Annotated in this window: 16 protein-coding genes and 1 pseudogene; 2 read left to right on the plus strand and 15 right to left on the minus strand. The window is 69.9% G+C overall.

The window, feature by feature from the left end; translation table 11 throughout:
- Window positions 1-286: 286 nt before the first annotated feature.
- The 10 genes from ACXMYJ_RS26470 to ACXMYJ_RS26515 form a co-directional block, all read right to left on the minus strand.
- Window positions 287-595 (minus strand): hypothetical protein, encoded by a 309-nt coding sequence (locus tag ACXMYJ_RS26470; RefSeq protein ID WP_460359284.1) that lies wholly within the window; start codon window positions 593-595, stop codon window positions 287-289.
- Window positions 596-604: 9 nt separating this feature from the next.
- Window positions 605-1,978 carry a WXG100 family type VII secretion target gene (locus tag ACXMYJ_RS26475; RefSeq protein ID WP_460359285.1) on the minus strand — a complete coding sequence of 458 codons (1,374 nt, stop codon included), beginning with the start codon at window positions 1,976-1,978 and terminating at the stop codon, window positions 605-607.
- 2 nt (window positions 1,979-1,980) lie between these two features.
- Window positions 1,981-2,319, minus strand: a complete 339-nt coding sequence (locus ACXMYJ_RS26480; protein WP_313901362.1) for a YbaB/EbfC family nucleoid-associated protein — start codon at window positions 2,317-2,319, stop codon at window positions 1,981-1,983.
- Complete coding sequence (locus ACXMYJ_RS26485) at window positions 2,316-3,950, minus strand: PPE domain-containing protein (RefSeq protein WP_260756230.1); 1,635 nt, start codon at window positions 3,948-3,950, stop codon at window positions 2,316-2,318. Before ACXMYJ_RS26485 ends, ACXMYJ_RS26480 begins: the two co-directional genes overlap by 4 nt.
- A 31-nt stretch (window positions 3,951-3,981) precedes the next feature.
- A complete protein-coding gene (gene eccE / locus ACXMYJ_RS26490) occupies window positions 3,982-5,379 on the minus strand; it encodes a type VII secretion protein EccE (protein ID WP_313901363.1) in 1,398 nt (465 codons plus the stop codon).
- Entirely contained in the window at window positions 5,376-6,722 is a 1,347-nt protein-coding gene (gene mycP / locus ACXMYJ_RS26495; protein ID WP_443187983.1) for a type VII secretion-associated serine protease mycosin, read from the minus strand. The genes eccE and mycP overlap by 4 nt, the downstream gene beginning before the upstream one ends.
- A 240-nt stretch (window positions 6,723-6,962) precedes the next feature.
- Window positions 6,963-7,220 (minus strand): HPr family phosphocarrier protein, encoded by a 258-nt coding sequence (locus ACXMYJ_RS26500; RefSeq protein ID WP_260756232.1) that lies wholly within the window; start codon window positions 7,218-7,220, stop codon window positions 6,963-6,965.
- A gap of 36 nt (window positions 7,221-7,256) precedes the next feature.
- On the minus strand, window positions 7,257-9,278 hold the full coding sequence (locus ACXMYJ_RS26505; RefSeq protein WP_460359286.1) for a PTS fructose transporter subunit IIABC: 2,022 nt from the start codon (window positions 9,276-9,278) through the stop codon (window positions 7,257-7,259).
- A 24-nt stretch (window positions 9,279-9,302) separates the two neighbouring features.
- Window positions 9,303-10,280, minus strand: a complete 978-nt coding sequence (gene pfkB / locus ACXMYJ_RS26510; RefSeq protein WP_260756234.1) for a 1-phosphofructokinase — start codon at window positions 10,278-10,280, stop codon at window positions 9,303-9,305.
- Window positions 10,277-11,056, minus strand: coding sequence for a DeoR/GlpR family DNA-binding transcription regulator (locus ACXMYJ_RS26515; protein WP_260756235.1), 780 nt, complete (start codon window positions 11,054-11,056; stop codon window positions 10,277-10,279). The genes pfkB and ACXMYJ_RS26515 overlap by 4 nt, the downstream gene beginning before the upstream one ends.
- 42 nt (window positions 11,057-11,098) lie before the next feature.
- Between ACXMYJ_RS26515 and ptsP the strand changes: the two genes are divergently transcribed.
- The gene (ptsP, locus tag ACXMYJ_RS26520) at window positions 11,099-12,856 is read left to right on the plus strand and encodes a phosphoenolpyruvate--protein phosphotransferase (RefSeq protein WP_260756236.1); all 1,758 of its coding nucleotides are present in this window, start codon (window positions 11,099-11,101) and stop codon (window positions 12,854-12,856) included.
- On the opposite strand, the gene ACXMYJ_RS26525 is transcribed toward ptsP, so the two are convergent.
- Window positions 12,853-13,092 (minus strand): hypothetical protein, encoded by a 240-nt coding sequence (locus ACXMYJ_RS26525; protein WP_260756237.1) that lies wholly within the window; start codon window positions 13,090-13,092, stop codon window positions 12,853-12,855. The genes ptsP and ACXMYJ_RS26525 overlap by 4 nt on opposite strands.
- Window positions 13,093-13,128: 36 nt before the next feature.
- A pseudogene (locus ACXMYJ_RS26530) lies at window positions 13,129-14,319 on the minus strand (RtcB family protein).
- Between the two features lie 73 nt (window positions 14,320-14,392).
- Between ACXMYJ_RS26530 and ACXMYJ_RS26535 the strand changes: the two are divergent.
- Complete coding sequence (locus ACXMYJ_RS26535; protein WP_260756238.1) at window positions 14,393-15,367, plus strand: pirin family protein; 975 nt, start codon at window positions 14,393-14,395, stop codon at window positions 15,365-15,367.
- A gap of 2 nt (window positions 15,368-15,369) precedes the next feature.
- Here ACXMYJ_RS26535 and ACXMYJ_RS26540 read toward each other — a convergent pair whose 3' ends face one another.
- Genes ACXMYJ_RS26540 through ACXMYJ_RS26550 form a run of 3 tightly spaced genes read right to left on the minus strand, consistent with a single transcriptional unit; the run spans window position 15,370 to window position 18,591 of the window.
- On the minus strand, window positions 15,370-17,508 hold the full coding sequence (locus ACXMYJ_RS26540) for an FUSC family protein (protein ID WP_260756239.1): 2,139 nt from the start codon (window positions 17,506-17,508) through the stop codon (window positions 15,370-15,372).
- A complete protein-coding gene (locus ACXMYJ_RS26545) occupies window positions 17,508-17,972 on the minus strand; it encodes a hypothetical protein (protein ID WP_260757883.1) in 465 nt (154 codons plus the stop codon). The genes ACXMYJ_RS26540 and ACXMYJ_RS26545 overlap by 1 nt, the downstream gene beginning before the upstream one ends.
- 52 nt (window positions 17,973-18,024) lie before the next feature.
- Window positions 18,025-18,591 carry a TetR/AcrR family transcriptional regulator gene (locus tag ACXMYJ_RS26550; RefSeq protein ID WP_460359287.1) on the minus strand — a complete coding sequence of 189 codons (567 nt, stop codon included), beginning with the start codon at window positions 18,589-18,591 and terminating at the stop codon, window positions 18,025-18,027.
- Window positions 18,592-18,730: the final 139 nt, after the last annotated feature.

Consider the following 18,730-nt stretch of genomic DNA (forward strand, 5'->3'; position numbering starts at 1 on the left):
GAATAGGCCCCTACCGGAGCGCACAGGGAAAAGCTGGGCAGACCAGCGGTTACGTCACGCTCACAAGCCCACCAAACGACAACCAGCCATGGCAGACACATCAATCACTCAAGTCCACGGATCGAGGTTAAGGCCAGCGTGAGCGGAAGCCCCACGACCAGTAGACCGACAAAACCTGCGACAAGCCCGAACACCCCAAACAGAAGCAAAACCAGGCACAGGGTCCCTAAGATGACACCGACTAAGCTTGCGGGGCCGAAGAGTTGGCTCAGTCCAGGGGTGCCTTTCATAGCATCATCACCGCAGCGGCAAAGACGAAGACGCCGGCGACAGCTACCGCGACCGATGTCCCGCGCATCCAGGGCGACACCGCAAGCCGCAGGACAACGAAGCAGATCCCCAGAGCAGCGAGGGTGGTGCCGACCGCGATTGCCTGGGCACCCAAGTCCGAAAATTCAAAGTGGCCCAGCACCATCACAACGACCAGCGTGCGCAGTAATGATGCTGCTAAAAGGAGCGGAACGCCGAGGGTGGCTGCCACCCAGAAGTAGGTCTGTGTGTGTTGCGGCACCGGAGTGCCGAAGTCTGCAGTCATCGATCGCCCCTAACGCACCACGACGACGTTCGGGACCTGGTCGGTCGGTCCCAGGTCTGTCGGCATGTTCGGATCGACCCATTCGCGAACGCCCGGGACGATGTCGATGGGATCTCGGAACGCTCCTGGCACCGGTGAAGCGTATGGCGCGAAAGCTGCTGAGCCCTCGCCGATTCGATGGAAGAACGGCAGCTCCGTCAGCGGCCCGAAAGCGTTGCCGCTGTCCGCGGCGTCCTGCGCGAGAGTGTGAGACGAGCCGTCGGGCATGCTCTGGTAAATCTCCAGCGACGGGTAGTCCCCGATGATGCCGTCGACGGCGGCAGGCCGGCCGCCAGCTCCCGGGGTGATGACGACATCGCCTCGGACGACATGCCCTGACGACTCCGCTCGCGGCGGGGCAAAAGCGTTCTTGGCCTCGTACTGGATCCTGACAGCGCCTCCCGGGGTCTGCTGAACCTTCACCTCAGGTAGCAACACCGCCACGTTGCCTGCGACATCCGCGGATGGGTTCTGCCGCGCGATGACCAACCCGTTCTCGTAATCGACATACAGACTCACACGCGTGTCCCCCGGCGCGAAATCTGGATCGAACCCGCGGTTGTCACCCAGATCGTTACGGGGGATGTTGAATACCTGATCGCGGGGTATGAAAAGGCCGGCCTTGATAAACCCTTGGCCGGGAACAGGTTCGATCCTTCCCACCACAATGCTCGGCGGCTTTCCGCTGTACCTGGTCGCGTAGCTGTGCGGGTCGAGGGCGGCCGCGGTCTGCCAATCGACCGCCGACGTCGGCTTCCGCCCGAAAATCTCCATGAATGCGGCGCTCTCATTGTCGCGCCGAATGACGTCGAGAACAGTGGGCGTTTGCCAGGTCCCGGGGAAGTCTTCCACCCGCATGTGCATGCCGGTGCGTTCGCCGCAGAGCGCAGCGGCGGTGGCCGTGTCGGCAGCCGTGAACGTCGCCAGCAGATTCCTCAGGACCGCCGAGTAGGCGGTGGCCACGTCCAGCGACATAAACCGGCCGATACCCAAAGATGTGACACGCCCGTCATCACTGAGCACACCGCCGAACTTGGCAACCTGGACAACCGCGGTCAGGACTTGTTCGCGAAGTTCGGAGAGCACACTGCCGCCGCGCGACATGACCTGCTGCGTCGTGTCCAAGCGGTCCCGCAGGGCTTGATGGGCAGCCACAATCGACCGGCCGCGATCAAGCGCCGCCAACCCGGCGTCGCCAGACCAACTTTCACTCAAGGCCTGCAACAGTCCGTGCTGGCCTTGAATCATGGCGTCGACGTCGGCTATCGACTGCCGCATCGCTTGAGCCGCACCGGTCAACCGGTCCGGCTCCGAAGACCGCACAACAGAGATGGTCACGGACACGGCTATTCCATTTCCGGAATCTCCGCCGTGATCTCGGCGACCACTGCGTCGATCCGCTCACGGTCGGCGTCGATCGACGCCGATGCTTGTTCACTCGCCCTGTGCAGAGCCTCGTTCACCCGATGCTCGACTTCTTCGGCGCCCAGACGCAGCAGGCCGTCTTGGATGTAGACGTCCTTGAGCCACTGATGCCCGTTGAGCGTCACCTCGACGGTGTCGTGTTCGTCAGTCGCGGTGAACGATGAGGTCGCCATCTTGTCGAGCTGCTCGTCCATCAACGATTGCAGTCGCCGTGCTTGCCGTAGCACCGCAGCCACTTCCGGGTGCATGTCGTCGGTCACTGCGTGTCCCCCTTCTTGTCCTCGCCGGCGCCGCGTCGCCGCGGCCGAACACCGATGACCTGCTCGGTGTGGGGCCGGTCCTCGACATAGAGCGGCTCGTCGGGCGACAGCTGCGGATTGCGTTTCTTCTCACCGCTTCCGCTGCCGTGTGCACCGCCCATCATCGGAGCCATGCCGCCGCCACCCATTGCTCCGGCAGCCGCACCGCCGGAGCCGCCGGTCGCCCCCGGGCCTGCAGCCGCCGGCAAGACCGGCGTCGGTGCCACCGTCTCCGCGCCGACCGCGGGTTGCATCGGCATGGCGGGGATTCCGCCACCACCGCCGCCTGCGCCTCCGCCCCCTGAGCCACCGCCTCCGGCCGCCGCGGGCCGCAAACTCGGATCGATCGGCAATTTCGGTTCGCCCTTCCCGACACCCGGCGACCCGCCTCCCGGAGAGCCGCCCGGCGACCCGCCGCCCGGAGAGCCACCCGGCGACCCGCCACCCGGTGACCCGCCGGGCGATCCACCTTGCGAACCCCCTTGCGGCGAGCCCTGTCCGGCCTGCGGTGCTGCCTGCTCGGCTGCCGACATCGGTGACACCGGCGCCCCCTGCGGCGTCTGCGGTTGACCTCCCGGCTGCTGCCCACCGGCGCCCGACGACGACTGTCCGCCACCGCCACCGGTGCCGCGCCGCTCCTCGGGCTCGGTCTGCGCCGGGACACCCCGTTGCCGGGGATCGCCGTTGCGCGTCACCGGTGCCGTGGGTGCCACCGCGTCGGGACGCGGTTGCGGCGGCTGCACCGGCGTGGGTTGGCCGGCCCTGGCGTAGGTTTCGCGGATCGCCTCGGACTCCTGGTACAGCTGCTCCATCTGCAGCTGAACAGCGCGTCGGGCGCCTCCATCCATCGGTGTGGTCATCAGCTGGGTCTGCAACGCCTCGTACTGAGCCCTGATCGGCGCATTGGCAGCCTTGGCCTGGTCGTGGGCGAGCGCCAGCTTCTCGGCCTCGGCCGCCAGCTGAGTCCACTTGCCCGCCAGGGCTTGCAGCCAGCCTCCGAACGACTTGAACTTCACATACGCAGCTTCGGCGGCGACACCTTCCCAGTTCTGGATCCTGATCTCGAACGGGAGTGAGGCTTCGGCCAGCCGGGCGGCGTTGGCGCTCCACTGGCCGGCTGCGGCCCGCAGCGCGGCGGCCTGGTCGCCCTCCAGCAGCTTGTTGTCGGTCTCGATGGGGTCCAGGATGTCGCCATCGGTGGCGACGTTGTCGAAGCCGGCCATCGGCGGGGGTGGCGGTGGCGCGGGTGTTGCGTTGGCTCCGATCGGCACCGGCGCACCCGGCGGTGACGACGTGCCGCCCGGAATCGTGCTGTCGATGTTGCCCGCTGACGCGGCGTCGACGGCCCGGTATGCCTGGCCCACCAATCGCAACGTCTCAGCGAGTCTTCGGCTTTCGGTCTTGCCCCACTGCTGCTCGGCGTTGAGCGCCTCGGCGTTTTTGATCAGGTTCCGTACCGATGCCGTTGTCGGGGTGAGTTTGTCCGGTTCGACGACCGTGACCGCTGTGGGATCCTCACCCCACGGGATTCCGTCGATCATGGTGGCCTTGCTGTCGAGATCGTCGGGATCGACCTTCAGTTCGTCGGCCATTACGCGTCCTCCCGATGCCGCGAATGCCCGGTCATGGCTCCAGAACCATCTGGTAGCGGCTCTCCTCGCGCGGATTGATCAGCCGGATCGGCAGCTGCTTGTGGCGTGGAGTGGCGATGAAGTTGTCCCGCAGCATGACTCGGCCGACTCCGGGATGCGGCCGAAGATACGTCGTCGCGGTCGGCCACACGACTTTCGCGACCTGCCCGATCCTGGCGTCGACGATCGCGGCGAACTCTTGGAACTGCGGCTGCAGGGTGACGACCGCGCCGGCCGCCGCCGACCTCACCACGAACTGGGTGAACAACCGGGCGTTACCCAGGTTCACGCTGACGTCCACGTCGTCGAAAGGCATGTACACCGGATAACGGTCCGCTGTCTCTCCCACGAGCACCCCGGCGGACCCGATCGGCAACTCGTAATGCCGGTCGGTCACCGGGTTCTCACCCAGTAGCGCTGCCCGCTGGCCGCCGTACAGACACGAAAAGCCGCGCGGGGTGGTCGGATTCGCCAGCGTCGTCAACAACACGGTCGTGGTCGGCGCCGAACCCGGCGCGATCCGCACTCGGGTCAGGGTGTGATCGGCCCGCGCCGACCACCACACGTCCGGGCCGCCCGGGGCGTGATAGGCGGCGGTGAAGGTGCTGCGGCCCTTCACCATCGACCACGTCTCGCGTTCGTAGCTGATCTCGGTGGCGCGGTCGAAGTCGTCGAAACTGCGCGCGGGCCGGGCGTCGACACCCGTGCCGGCCAGATGGTCGGCGATCCGGGTGGTGGACGACACCAGATACTGCGCCAGGCCGGCCACCCCGTCGTTTCGCCGCAACGCCGATTTGCGCGTCTTGTCCGGATCGGCGCGCAGCACGATCCAGGTGCGGCGGCTCGCCGGAGCGGGGTAGGGGCCGACGACCTGCTCGTAGAGCGCGACCAGCGCGGCCGGGGCGGTCTTGCCGACGCGGTATCCCGCGGAAACGATGTCGGCCTCCAGGTCCGGGCAGTATGCGCCGAGCAGCTCTTCGACCAGCTTGGTGTCGACGACGTCGTCGGTGGCGGCCGCACCGTTGACGATCACCGTCGGGGTGAACGGCCGGGGGATCAGCTCGATCACCGACACCATGTAGTCGCCCTGCCAGCGCAGCGCGACGTGGTCGCCGGGGATCACGGTCGCGCCCACGGCGGGCTCGGAGGGTTGCGGCGGCGCCTGCTTGTGCCGTCGCCGCCACGCGAACAGCGCAGCCACCCAGCCGCCGGGGCGGCGGCCGCGGATCGTCACCACCGCGGCCAGACCGATCAGCACCGACAGCGTGATGCCGAGCCACATCAGGTCCAGCTGGGCGAAAATCAGCAGGCACGCCGGGATCAGCACCGCCGCCCACAGCGCATGTCCAGCGCTGAACCGCAGGCCGAACAGGGACAGGATCTTGTTCATCGGCGCCTCAACGCGCGCCGCGCCAACGCTCCGATACCGAGCAGCGCCGCCACCCCGACGCCGACCACCACAACCCCGGTGATCGGGCTGCGATCCGGCGGCGGCACGTACACCGGCGGCGGAATCTCCTTGATGTTGTAGGGGACCTCGGCCGGTCCGGGCGGCACCTCCCAGGTCAGTGCAGCCACCGGATCGATCACCCCGGCGCCGACGACGTTGTTGACCCCGCCACCCGGATGTCGGGCGGTGGCGGTGATCCGGTTGATGACCTGGGCGGGCGTCAACTCCGGAAAGCGCTGCCTGATCAGCGCCGCCAACCCGGACACGTAGGCGGCCGAGAAGGAGGTGCCGCTGATCGGGATGGGTCCGTCCTCGCCCTGTAACGCGTTGACGGGGTTGCCGTCGTACCCGAGTGCGATGAGGTTCTCGCCGGGCGCCGCGGCCCCCACCCAAGGTCCCTGCATCGAGAACCCGCTGGGCTGACCGTTCGGGGCGATGCTGCCGACGGTGAGCACCAGCGGCGAGTACCAGGCCGGCGACACGATGGTCTGCACTTCCCGCCAGCCGCGCGGATCGGCCGGTACCGCGGCGTCGGGGGGCGGGTTCTGGGTGCAGTCGTTGCCGGTGTTGCCCGCGGCGACCACGATCACCGACCCCTTGACGTTGACGGCGTAGTTGATCGCCGCCCCGACGATGGCTTCGTTGATGGGGCGGGTGATCTTGTAGCAGGCGGCCTCGCTGATGTTGATGACGTGGGCGCCCATGTTGGCCGCATGCACGATCGCCCGCGCCAGGCTGCGCAGTGAGCCGGCGGTCTGGGTCGCGTTGGGATCGTTGGGGTCGTTGCGGGCGCCCACCGGGGAGAAACTGTCCGAGGTCTGCCGCAGCGACAGGATGCGCGCGTCAGGGGCGACGCCGATGAACGCGTCGGTCGGTGCCGGCCGGCCGGCGATCACCGCCGCCGTCAGCGTGCCGTGCGCGTCGCAGTCCGACATGCCGTTGCCGCTCTGATCGACGAAGTCACCACCGGGTTCGGCCGGCACCCGCGGCGAACCGTTCACGCCCGTGTCGATGACGGCCACAGTTATCCCCGCCCCGGTTGCGAACTTCTGCGCCTCGGGCAGCCGCAGGTAATCGTTGGCCCAGGGCCGGTCGGCGAAATTCGAATTGGGGAACACGGTCGGCGCCGCACAGATGCGGCGCTGCTCCATCGGCTGGTCAGGGCCGGTTTCGTCGGGAGGAATCGCCGCCGGATCGATGATCGGCGGCTCGATCGCACCTGCGGGCGGGGCTGTCAGCAGTACCAGCGACAGCGCGGCGATCAGCGCACCAATACGCCGCACGCGATGTCACCCCCCGCCTCACCTGACCGGCACACGCTGTGCCGGCGATCTGGCAGCAAACTCGCCGCCCATCGTCGCGCAACCCGAGAAACTGGCCTCGGGCTACGTGTTGAATGCACATCGGCAATGCTAAGGGCGCCGGGACGGGGGTCATTCCGCTTTCTTGGCGCCGAGATCGCGTCTGTTGAGGTCGTTGGACCGCTTCAGCCGCGTGGAATGCGATTTCGGCGGGATTGGGCGCTACGCGTCGAGGTCTTGCTGGACCAGCTCGGCGACCTTGTTCAGCGCGGCCTCGTCGTCGGACGACACGGTGACCTCGGCGCCGTTGCTGGCGCCGAGCGTCATGATCATCAGCGCCGAGCCGGCGTCCACAGGCTCACCGCCGTCCATCGACAGCGTGACGGGCACCCCGGCCTCGACCACGGCCTCGGCGATGATCGCGGCGGGCCGGGCGTGCAGGCCGATGGCCGATCCGACGATGACGGTCTTGGTGGGCATGGATTCTCCTTTTGATGGGTGTGGGGTGGAAACCGGTCAGGCGGTGACGAGTTCGGGTTCGGCCTTGTCACCGGCCTTGATGAACTGCTTGGCGGCGATCACGGCCAGCGCGGCGGCGACGGTGCCCGCCACCAGCGCGATGAGGAACCCGAGCTTGTTGTCGATGGCGAACAGCACGAAGATGCCGCCGTGCGGGGCCCGCGAGGTGGCGCCGAACGCCATGCACAGCGCGCCGGTGATGGCGCCGCCGAACATCATCGACGGGATCACCCGCAGCGGGTCGGCCGCGGCGAACGGGATGGCGCCCTCGGAGATGAACGACGCACCGAGAAGCCATGCGGCCCGGCCGTTCTCCCGCTCCGGCTCACTGAACAGCTGCGGCCGGATGGTGGTGGCCAGCGCCATCGCCAGCGGCGGCACCATGCCGGCGGCCATCACCGCGGCCATGATCTCGAACGACGCGGTGGTCTGGGCGGCCAGCCCGGCGGTGGCGAACGCATACGCGGCCTTGTTCACCGGGCCGCCCAGGTCGAAACACATCATCAGGCCCAGGATGATGCCCAGGAACACCGCCGACGTGCCGGATAGCCCGGACAGCCAATTGGTCAGGCCGGTGTTGATCAGCGCCAGCGGGCGGCCCACCAGGAAGAACATGATCAGCCCGACGAACAGCGACGCACCCAGCGGCACGATCACGACCGGCATCAGGCCCCGGAACCATTGCGGCACCTTGCGATTGCTGATCCACAGCGCCGCGAAGCCGGCCAGCACACCACCGACGATGCCGCCGATGAAGCCGCCGCCGATGAACACCGCCAGCGCGCCGGCGGTGAAGCCGGGGGCGATACCGGGCCGGTCGGCGATCGCGAACGCGATGTAGCCGGCCAGCGCCGGCACCAGGAAGCTGAACGCCAGCCCGCCCAAGGTGAACAGGATCGCGCCCAGGTACTCCAGGAACCCGCCCGGCGGCAGGTTCGTCAGCGAGTTGTTCAGCGCGATGTCGTTGCCGGTGTCGGCGATCTCGTACCCGGCGAACAGGAAGCCCAGCGCGATCAGCAGGCCGCCGGCGGCGACGAACGGGATCATGTAGCTCACGCCGGTCAGCAGGATCTGCCGGGTGCGGGTGCCCCAGCCGACGTTCCCCGACGGCGCCGCCGCCGCCGCCGCGCCGGACCCCTCAACCCGCGCGGCGTTCGGATTATCGGCTGCGGCAACCGCTTCGGCGATCATCTTGGCCGGCTCGTTGATCGCGCGCTTCACCCCGGAGGCCACCACCGGCTTGCCGGCGAAGCGGCCGCGGTCCTTGACCCCGACGTCGGTGGCGAAGATGACCGCGTCGGCCTTGGCGATGGTGTCCGACGGAAGCGGGGTGCTGCCCGACGAGCCCTGCGTCTCGACCACCAGGTTCACCCCGGCCTCCTTGGCCGCGGCGGCCAGCGCGTCGGCGGCCATGTAGGTGTGCGCGATGCCGGTCGGGCACGCGGTGATCGCGACGACGGTCTTGGCGGCCGGCGTCTCGACCGGAGTCGCTGGGGCGGCGGGCGTCGGAGAAGCCGGAGAAGATGCCGCTGCGGGCGTCGCAGCCGGGGCGGGCGCCGGGTTGACCACCCCGTCGACGAGCCCGACCACCTCGTCGGCCGAGGTCGCCTCTCGCAGCGAGGCCACGAAGTCCTTGCGCACCAATGCCCGTGCCAGACTCGACAGCAGCTTCATGTGCTCCTGCCCGCCTGACTCCGGTGCGGCGATCAGGAACACCAGGTCGGCGGGTCCGTCCGGCGCGCCGAAGTCCACGCCGGGCCGCAGCCGGGCGAACCCGATGGTCGGGGTGTCGACGTACGGCGACCGGCAGTGCGGGATCGCGATGCCGCCGGGCAGGCCGGTGGCCGACTGGCCCTCGCGCGTCATCGCCGCGCCGACCAGTCCGTCGGCGTCGTCGGTGCGCCCGGCGGACGCGAGCGCGGCGACCAGTCGGGCGATGACAGCCTGCTTGTCCCCGTCGACCGAGACGTCGAGCAGCACAAGGTCACGCGTGATGATCGGGGTGGTGGAGGTGGTCATGGCATTACCTTCGTCCTCTTGTCGCTACTGGGTGGCGGGAATGGGCGAGATCGGTGACACCTGAACGGCATTCAGGTCGATCTGGGCGGGGGAGGGCAGTGTGGTGCCGGGCAGTGCGGCCGCGGCGCTGCCGTACGCGACGGCCATCTGCAGCCGCTGGGGTGGCACCGCGCCACCGACCTCGGCGCGCACGTATCCGGCCAGCGACGAATCGCCGGCACCGACGGTGCTGCGCGGCACGATGGGCGGCGGGGTGGCCATCCACGCCCCGTTGCGATCGACCAGCACGGCCCCGGCCGCGCCGAGGGTGGCCAGCACCGCGCCGATACCTCGGTCGATCAGCTGCCGGGCGGCGGACACCACCGGCTCCGGATCGCCATGGGCCACCGCGTCTTCCAAAACCTGCGACGACAGCCCGAGCACGCCGGCGAGTTCCTCGGCGTTCGGCTTGATCAGGTCGGGGGCGCCTCGGGCGAGTGCGTCGACCAGCGCGGCCAGCGGCGCGTCGGAGGTGTCGACGGCCACCCGGCACTCCCGCGCCGACAGCAGCGCGACGACGTCGCCGTACCAGGACGCCGGGACGCCCGGCGGCAGCGATCCCGACATCACCACCCAGTCGGCGCCGACCGCAGCGTCGAGCACCGCGTCGGTGAGCGATTGCAGCGCCGCATCGTCGAGTGCGGCTCCGGGCTCGTTGATCTTGGTGGTGGTGCCGTCGGGTTCGGTGACAGTCAGGTTGGTGCGCGCGGGTTCGGCGGCGGTGACGATGCGGTACGGCACCGCGGCGTCCTGCAGCGCGTTCAGCAGCGGATCGTTGGCGGCGGCCGGCAGCACCGCGACGGCGTCCACGCCGGCCATCGTCAGCACCTTGGCGACATTGACCCCCTTGCCGCCGGCCTGATTGGTCACCGAGGTGACGCGGTGCACCGCGCCGCGGGTCAGTGGTGACGGCAGTGTGACCGTGCGGTCGATGCTGGGGTTGGCGGTGACGGTGACGATCACGGGCGGCCTCCTGCGCAGATGACCTCGACGCCGTGCTCGCCCAGTTCGGCGGTGTCGGCGGCGGAGATCTCGGGGTCGGTGATGAGGGTGTCCACACTGGAGATCGGGGCGAAGCTGACGAGGTCCTCACGCCCGACCTTCGACGAATCCGCGGCCACCACGACGTAATTCGCGGCCCGCACCATGGCCCGCTTGACGGCGGCCTCGTCGCTGTCGGGGGTGGACAGGCCGTGCCGCACGCTCAGGGCGTTGGTACCGATGAACGCGATGTCCGCCCGCAGGGTGTCCAGCACGCGCAGCGCCTGCTCACCGACGGCGGCCTGGGTGACCCCGCGCACCCGGCCACCGAGCAGCTGCAGCGACACCGACGGCACAGTGGCCAGCCGGGCCGCGATCGGCACCGAGTTGGTGACCACCACGAGCTCGCGGTCGGTGGGGATCTGGGCGGCGATCCGCATCGTGGTGGTACCGGCGTCGAGCAGCACGCTGGCGCCGCTGAGCGGGAAGAACTCCGCGGCGGCCGCGGCGATGGCGTCCTTGTGCTCGGCGCGGGTGACGTCGCGTTCCCCGACGCCGGGCTCGACCAGATGCAGCGCGCGGACGGGCACCGCGCCGCCGTGCACACGCCGCACGATGCCCGCCTTGTCGAGGACGGCGAGGTCGCGGCGGACGGTCTCGGTGGTGACGTCGTAGGCGTGCGCCAGTTCGGTCACCGACGCCCGCCCCTTCGACATCACCAGCGAGGCGATCGCCTGCTGCCGTTCCTCGGGGTACATCAGCCTCCGTAAGTGTGGGAATCCCACCAACCGAATGTTGTTATGTTTGGTTTTACTCCTGAACGTGTTGACTTGTCAACAGATTTCTGTAATCTGGTTCACATGACCGCGTCGCCCTCACTCAGCTCACAGGCCGGCACCGTCCTGCACGGGGTGCCCGTCGTCGCCGGTGTCCAATACGCGCCGGTGATCCGCCCCGGCACCCTGCCCGACATCCCGGCTGGTGCCGGCGACGCCGCCGCGTTGCCCGAGGATCAGCGGCCCGCGGAGGTCGAACGCTTCACCGCCGCCGCGGCCACCGTGGCCGGCCGGCTGCGTGAGCGGGCCGCCCACGCCACCGGTGCGGCGTCGGAGGTGCTCGCCGCCACCGCGACACTGGCCCAGGACCGGGGCTGGCTGGGCGCGGCCGAGAAGCGCATCACAGCGGGCGCGCCCGCGGTGCGCGCGGTCGACGGCGCCATCGACCAGTTCGTCGACATGTTCACCAAACTCGGCGGGTTGATGGCCGAGCGCGTCACCGACCTGCGTGACATCCGCGACCGCGTGATCGCCCAACTCCAGGGGCTGCCCGAGCCCGGCGTCCCGCTGCCGGATGAGCCGTCGATCCTGTGCGCCGAGGACCTGGCGCCGGCCGACACCGCCGGGCTCGACCCAGCGCTCGTCGTCGCACTGGCCACCACCCTCGGCGGACCGACCAGCCACACCGCGATCATCGCGCGCCAGCTCGGCATCCCGTGCGTCGTCGCCGTGGCCGGACTCGACGACGTCCCCGCCGGAACGATGGTGCTCGTCGACGGCACCACCGGTACCGTCACCGTCTCACCGGATGAGGCGTCGGCCCGCGAGGCGGTCGCCGAGGCCAAACGCGCCGCCGACGCGGCGGCCGACTGGTCCGGCCCCGGCGCCACCGCCGACGGGCACGCCGTCGCGGTGCTGGCCAACGTCCAGGACGGCGCCGCCGCGCGGTCCGCGCGCCAGACCCCCGCCGAGGGCATCGGCCTGTTCCGCACCGAACTGTGCTTCCTGAACACCGACACCGAACCCACCGTCGACGAGCAGGCGAGCATCTACGCCGAGGTGCTCGAGGCGTTCGCCGGCAACAAGGTCGTGATCCGCACCCTCGACGCCGGTTCGGACAAGCCGCTCAAGTTCGCCGGCCATCCCGACGAGGCCAACCCCGCACTCGGCGTGCGCGGCATCCGCATCGCCGCCAACAACCCCGGGCTGCTCGACCGCCAGCTCGAGGCGATCGCCGCCGCCGGGCAGCGCACCGGCAACCCGCCGTGGGTCATGGCCCCGATGATCGCGACCGCCGAGGAGGCCAAAGACTTTGCGGCCAAAGCTCGTTCACACGGGCTGACCCCCGGGGTGATGATCGAGGTGCCCGCCGCGGCGCTGCTGGCCGAGCGGATCCTTGAGCACGTCGACTTCCTGTCCATCGGCACCAACGACCTTGCCCAGTACACGATGGCCGCCGACCGGATGTCGGCCGATCTGGCGACGCTCACCGACCCGTGGCAGCCCGCGGTGCTCGCGCTGGTCGCGATGACGGTCAAGGCGGGCGACACCGCAGGCAAGCCGGTCGGGGTGTGCGGTGAGGCGGCCGCCGATCCGCTGCTGGCGTGTGTGCTCACCGGCTTCGGCGTCACGTCGCTGTCCGCCGCGGCCGCCGCGGTGCAGGGCGTCGGAGCCAAACTCGCGCAGGTCACCCTGCAGCAGTGCCGCGACGCGGCCGACGCGGTGCTCGGCACCGCCACTGCGGCCGAGGCCCGCGCCGCCGCGCTGGCCGTGCTGAGTTAGACCGTCCACCCGGTGGCCTGCGGCCACGCTTCGACATCGGTGCCGCCGCGGCGCAGCTTCACAGAGGAATAGCCGCGGTCGGCCGCCTGCGCGGTCGCGTCCGCGTACACCCGCCGGGCTTCGTCCTCGGCCCCTTGGACGAGAACGCTCTCCTCGGCTCCGTTCGCGGGATTGCCCGGGTCGTGCTGTGTGCCGACGACGACCTGCCAGGTCGCGTCTTCGTTCGGTTCGGTCACCGGTATCTCCTTCCGTGGGGACGGGGATACCCGCGCTCAGGTGCCCTTCACATTCAGCACCTGGCGAAGTGTGTGCTCGACCTCGACCAGTTCGGCGGCGTCGTGCATCACCTGGTCGATGTCCTTGTACGCGTCCGGGATCTCGTCCACCCACTGTTCGCCGTGGCGGTATTCGATACCCGTCATCCGGGCGGCCAGGTCGGCGGCGGTGAACCGTCGGCGCGCTTCGCCGCGCGAGAAGCGCCGGCCCGCGCCGTGCGGCGCCGAGCAGAGGCCGGCGCGGTTGCCCTTGCCGCGCACGAGGTAGGAGCGGGTGCCCATGCTGCCGGGGATGATCCCGCGGACACCCTCGTGGGCATCGATCGCGCCCTTACGGGTCAGCCACACCTCCCGGCCGCCGTGGTTCTCCAGCTGCGTGTAGTTGTGGTGCGTGTTGACGCGTTCGACCTCGATCTCGGCGGCGTCCTCGACGGCCAGCCCCATCCAGCGCGCCAGCGCCTGCCGGAACCGGTCCATCATCTCGGCGCGGTTGTCCAGCGCGAACCGCTGCGCCCAGTGCAAGTCACGCAGATAGTCGTCGAACTGCGGGGTGCCGTGGGTCAGATACGCCAGATCGACGTGGGGTAGGTCGACGTGCCTGCACAGATGCTGAGCCTGCTTGATGTGGTGCTGTGCGATTTTGTTGCCGACGCCGCGCGACCCCGAGTGCAGGAACATCCAGACCCGCGACTGCTCGTCGAGGCAGAGCTCGATGAAGTGGTTGCCGCCGCCCAGCGAACCGAGCTGCTGGGGCCACTTCGGGGAGTGTGACAGGTTCACCCCCTCGACGCCGGCCCGCGAACGCAGCTCCTCGATCCGCTGCTCGGTGAACGGGTACCGGTTGGTCGTGGCGTTGTAGTTGCCCGGGGACAGCGGGATCGCCGCCTCAAGGGATCGGCGCAGCAGCCGCAGGTCGCGGTTCTTGAAATCGGCGGCCGTGTAGACCGTGCGCGCGGCGATCATGCCGCAGCCGATGTCCACGCCGACCGCGGCCGGGATCACCGCGTCGATGGTCGGGATCACGGTGCCCACCGCTGAACCCTTGCCGAAGTGGGCGTCGGGCATCAGCGCCACGTGCGGGTGGACGAACGGCAACGCCGCGGTCTACTCAGCCTGCGCGAGCGCCTTCTCATCGACCAGCGACGCGAAGTTCACCAGCTTGCGCTCACCGACCTGCGGAGTGGTCACGGGTCCCAGTGTGCGCCCGGGTCGGCTCGGTCCGCCCGGGAATGAATCGGACTCTGGTCCGGTTGATTCGGGCATGCCTGCCATCACCGCCGACACGCTCACCCTTCCCCGCATCGCGGGCGCCGGACCGGCCGACACCGAGCGCCCCGTCCGCACGGTCACCACCGGCCCCCGCGGCTACGAGGGCGAGGGCTTTCCCGTCGTCCGCGCGTTCGCCGGCGTCAGCCCCCGCGACCTCGACCCGTTCGTCCACATGGACCAGATGGGCGAGGTCGACTACGAGCCGGGCGAACCGCGCGGCACCGACTGGCATCCGCACCGCGGGTTCGAGACCGTCACCTACATGATCGACGGCCGCTTCGCCCACCAGGACAGCCACGGTGGCGGCGGCTTGATCACCGACGGCGCCACCCAGTGGATGACGGCCGGCTCGGGCATCCTGCACATCGAGACTCCGCCGGCCGAACTCGTCGAGAGCGGCGGCCTGTTCCACGGCATCCAGCTGTGGGTGAACCTGCCGAAGAAGGACAAGTTCGCCGATCCGCGGTACCAGGCCATCGAGGGCAACCAGGTGGCGCTGCTGTCGTCCGACGACGGTGGGGCGCTGGTGCGCGTCATCGCCGGTGAGATCGACGGCCGGGGCGGCCCCGGTGCGACGCACACGCCGATCACCTTGGCGCACACCACGATCGAGCCCGGCGCGCGGCTGAGCCTGCCGTGGAACCGGGACTTCAACGCACTGGTGTACGTGCTATCCGGGCGCGGCTCGGTCGGGCCCGTCGCGCATCCGATCCAGCAGGGTCAGCTCGCGGTGCTCGGGCCAGGCGACCGCATCACCGTGGCCGCCGACGGCGCGCAGGACTCGCACCGTCCCGCGATGGAGGTCCTGTTGTTGGGCGGCAAGCCGATTGGCGAGCCGGTGTTCCAGTACGGGCCGTTCGTGATGAACTCCAAGTCCGAGCTGATCCAGGCGGTCGAGGACTTCCAGGCCGGCAAGTTCGGCGTGATCCCGCCGGACGCGTTGATGCCGCACCGTCCGCTGGACTGACCTCACTGGGCGTGGGCCTGCTGGGGGTAGAGGAGTTCCAGCTCGCCCAACGCGGCGGCCGCGGTCAACAGCGGCAGCGCCGCGGACACCCCGAGGTCGTCATCGCGGGCTTCCGCGCGCAGGGCCCGCACGAAGTCGTCGCTGATCGGCGCCTGCGGCCGGTCCGCGTCACGTCCGGCGACCCGCGCGCAGATCGCCTCGGTGTGCTCCTCCAGCACCGCCCGCACCTTCGGATACGCGCCCAGCGGCGGGGGAGTCGGGATGTCGGCGACCAGGTCGGCGGCCCCGCGCAGCCGGATCGCCCGGTTGAAGGACCGCACGATCGGCGCCCGGAAGTCGGTCTCCCCGCTGCTTTCCGAAAGGTAGTGTCGCACAGCGTCGTCGATGACCCTCGATGCGTCGAGGGCGTTGTGGCCCAGCGTCGCGACCTCGTCGGTGCGTTCCTCGAACGCGCCGCGGGTGATCCGCAGGACCGTCGCCCGCAGATAGCCGGCGAACACCGCGCGGGCGGAGTCGATGGCCCTGGTCACCGACGCGGTGGCGCCCCGCGGCCACATCAGCAGTGACACCGCCACGCCGACAAGGGCTCCCACGACGACGTCCTCGACCCGGATCAGCCCGACCTGCCACCCGGTCGGCACGATCAGGTTGAACGAGATCAGCACCATCATCGTGAACGCAGCCTGCGCCGCGGTGAACGACGCGATCTCGGGCACGTACGCCGACCCGAACACGACCAGCGGCAACAGCATCCACAACACCACCGGCTCGACGCCGACCAGGCTGATCAGCGCAGCGCCCAGCAGGAAGCCGATGCCGGTGCCGAACACCGCGCGCCACACCCGCGTGCCGGTGGTCAGCGCGCTGCTGCGCAGCACCGACAGCGCGCCCAGCACCACCCAGAAACCGTGCTCGACGGGGAACACGTGGGTGACCGCCACCGCCAGGGCCAGGCCGAGCCCGGTGCGCAGGCTGTTGCGCACCACCACCGACCGGTTCTCCAGGAAGCCCGACGTGATCTGCGCGGCGGCCACGGTCTCGGAAAGCAGCCGGTCCGAGGCGCCGGTGGGTGGGAGCCGCCGTCCCAGCGCGCGGGCCCACACCGGGCGGGCGTCGGCGGCGGCCGCCGCGGCGATGATGCGTCCGGTGGCGCCGATCGTGGCCGCGATGGTGCGCCGGCGCAACAGTTTCCGGCCCATCTCGATGGCCTGCTCGTCGTCGGGCGCGCTCAGGATCGCGTCCAGGTCCTCCCGCCAGCGGCCGCGCGCCACGGTGCGCAGCGTGGTCAGTGCGGCGTCCAAGTCGGCGCGGGCCCGGTCCCGGTCGGCCGGTCGGGCGATCCGCAACACCGCGGCGGCGCACCGCAGCACGTGGACCACCGCGTCCCGGTCGCGCAGCGTGACCCCGGTGCTCTGCCCGACGCGGTCGGCCACCCACTCGAGGTCGTCGACGACGCGGACCAGGGCGCGGCTGCCCGCCGTCAGGCCGACCGGCCGGAAGTCGGCGCCGAGGAAGGTCCGGCGCAGAGCGTCCATCGCCCGCGCGACGTCGTCGGCCGACGCGGAACCGTCGATGCGGTCGGCCAGGGTGCTGCACACGCGCGCGGCCCGGCGCCGCAGTTGACCGTGATGCCGCGGGGGGAACAGGAACAGCGCCGCCGGCACGCACACCGCCAGCGCGATGGCCCACCCGAGCAAACGGTCACCGATCGGGCCCGGCGGTGTGCACGCGGGCAGCACGAACGTCAGCAGCGTGGCCCGCTGCCCCGCCGCGATGGTCTCGCTCAGCACCCCGGAGAACGTGACCGCCACCCCGACCGCGAACATCGCGGCCACCGATAGCCACGGATGCGGTGCGACCAGCGTGCCGAGAGTGATCAGCACGAACCCGTTGAAGCCCAGCCCGGCGTAGGCCACGGCCCGGTTCTGCCGGTTGCCCGGGAAATCGGAGAACACCAGCAGCGCGATGGAACCGAAGATGGTGAACAGCGGGGTCTGCGCGTTGTCGCCGGCGACGACGAAACTCAGGCCGGCGGCCACCGGCACCACCACCGCCGCCCGCAGCGCCCGGCGCAGCGCGTCGTTTTCGGGATCGCGCTGGGCGATTCGCCGCGCGACGCGGTCACGCAGCGCCGCGGCCATCAGTGCGCGAGAACCTTGATGCCGATCACCAGCAGGCCGATGCCGGTGAGCGCCAGCACCGTCAGGATCTGCTGCCACAGGCGCAGCCGGGCCCGCCGGACGCCCAGCAGCGCAATCAATCCCAGCTCGCCGACCAGGATCCACTTGGCGATCCACATCGCGGTGTCGGTGTCCAACAGGTTGATCGCCGCGGTACCCAGGGCGAGCAGCGGAAGCAGCGCGGCCTGCAGGATCTGTCCGGACGCCTGCAGCATCCGCCACAACTGCACGCCCCGCGGGTTTTGCCCGTGCACGCTCATGTGCGCGACCCAGTCGGCAAGCAGGCTGGCCGCCCACAGCCCGCCCATCGTGATCCCGACGTCGAGCATCCGGGCCCACCCGCTGGTGTCGTCCTCGGTGTAGCGCGTCAGCACGACCAGCGTCGCCAGGCAGGAGATCGCGCCGTAGAGACGCTCCCGCAGCATCGCGACGACGTGCTCGACCGGCACCTCGTCGACCTCGGAGCCGGCGGCGGTCTCACTCACGTTCGGGCACCGAGGAGAACTGGCCGGAGTCCAGCGCCTCGCTCAGCTGGCCGACGATCCAGCCCAGCCCGGTAACATCCGGGGGCAGCGTGGCTTGCTCGTACCCGACCAGCACATACACCGCCCAGGCGGCGAACAACTCCGCCTGTCGCGGCTGGTGCAGGATCTCCATCGCGGCGTCGTACATCACGTCGAAGCGCTGCCGGTCGACGGCCTCCTGCACCGCGCGCACCTGCGGAGCCACCGCACTCCACACCCGGATGGCGGCTTCGGCGCCGTGCGGCAGCGTCAGGCCGGCTTCCATCAGCCGGTCGATGCGGCGGCGTGGGTCGGTCTCGGGCCGGACGGCCTCGACGATCTCCAGCGTCATGCCCTCATGCCAGTGCGCAACGAGTTGCTGTGTGAACGCGGGCCAGTTTGAGAAGTAGTGATAGAACGAGCCCGTGGTGACACCGAGCCGGTGACACACCGCCGCGAGCTTCAGACCTCCGTACCCGCTGTCGGACAGCACGTCGAGGCCCGCCTCGAAGAACGACTCCCGCGATGCCATAGCCCCCATGAGGAGAACATTAGCCTCAATCCGTGGATCGGCCTTCCTGATGGTGGCCGGGGGTAATTTCGGTGGCTGGGTTTGGTGCGGGCAGGTGGGATCCGCTGGTCTGCCCAGCTTTTCCTGTGCGCTCCGGTAGGGGCCTGTT

Source organism: Mycobacterium sp. ZZG (assembly GCF_054786995.1).

What these genes read in the sequence shown, in the direction of transcription:
- ACXMYJ_RS26470 (WP_460359284.1), bottom strand. Translation starts at nt 595, where the DNA reads ATGACTGCAGACTTCGGCACTCCGGTGCCGCAACACACACAGACCTAC.
- ACXMYJ_RS26485 (WP_260756230.1), bottom strand. Translation starts at nt 3,950, where the DNA reads ATGGCCGACGAACTGAAGGTCGATCCCGACGATCTCGACAGCAAGGCC.
- eccE (WP_313901363.1), bottom strand. Translation starts at nt 5,379, where the DNA reads ATGAACAAGATCCTGTCCCTGTTCGGCCTGCGGTTCAGCGCTGGACAT.
- ACXMYJ_RS26500 (WP_260756232.1), bottom strand. Translation starts at nt 7,220, where the DNA reads ATGCCCACCAAGACCGTCATCGTCGGATCGGCCATCGGCCTGCACGCC.
- ACXMYJ_RS26505 (WP_460359286.1), bottom strand. Translation starts at nt 9,278, where the DNA reads ATGACCACCTCCACCACCCCGATCATCACGCGTGACCTTGTGCTGCTC.
- ACXMYJ_RS26515 (WP_260756235.1), bottom strand. Translation starts at nt 11,056, where the DNA reads ATGTACCCCGAGGAACGGCAGCAGGCGATCGCCTCGCTGGTGATGTCG.
- ptsP (WP_260756236.1), top strand. Translation starts at nt 11,099, where the DNA reads ATGTTTGGTTTTACTCCTGAACGTGTTGACTTGTCAACAGATTTCTGT.
- ACXMYJ_RS26535 (WP_260756238.1), top strand. Translation starts at nt 14,393, where the DNA reads ATGCCTGCCATCACCGCCGACACGCTCACCCTTCCCCGCATCGCGGGC.
- ACXMYJ_RS26540 (WP_260756239.1), bottom strand. Translation starts at nt 17,508, where the DNA reads ATGGCCGCGGCGCTGCGTGACCGCGTCGCGCGGCGAATCGCCCAGCGC.
- ACXMYJ_RS26545 (WP_260757883.1), bottom strand. Translation starts at nt 17,972, where the DNA reads ATGCTGCGGGAGCGTCTCTACGGCGCGATCTCCTGCCTGGCGACGCTG.
- ACXMYJ_RS26550 (WP_460359287.1), bottom strand. Translation starts at nt 18,591, where the DNA reads ATGGGGGCTATGGCATCGCGGGAGTCGTTCTTCGAGGCGGGCCTCGAC.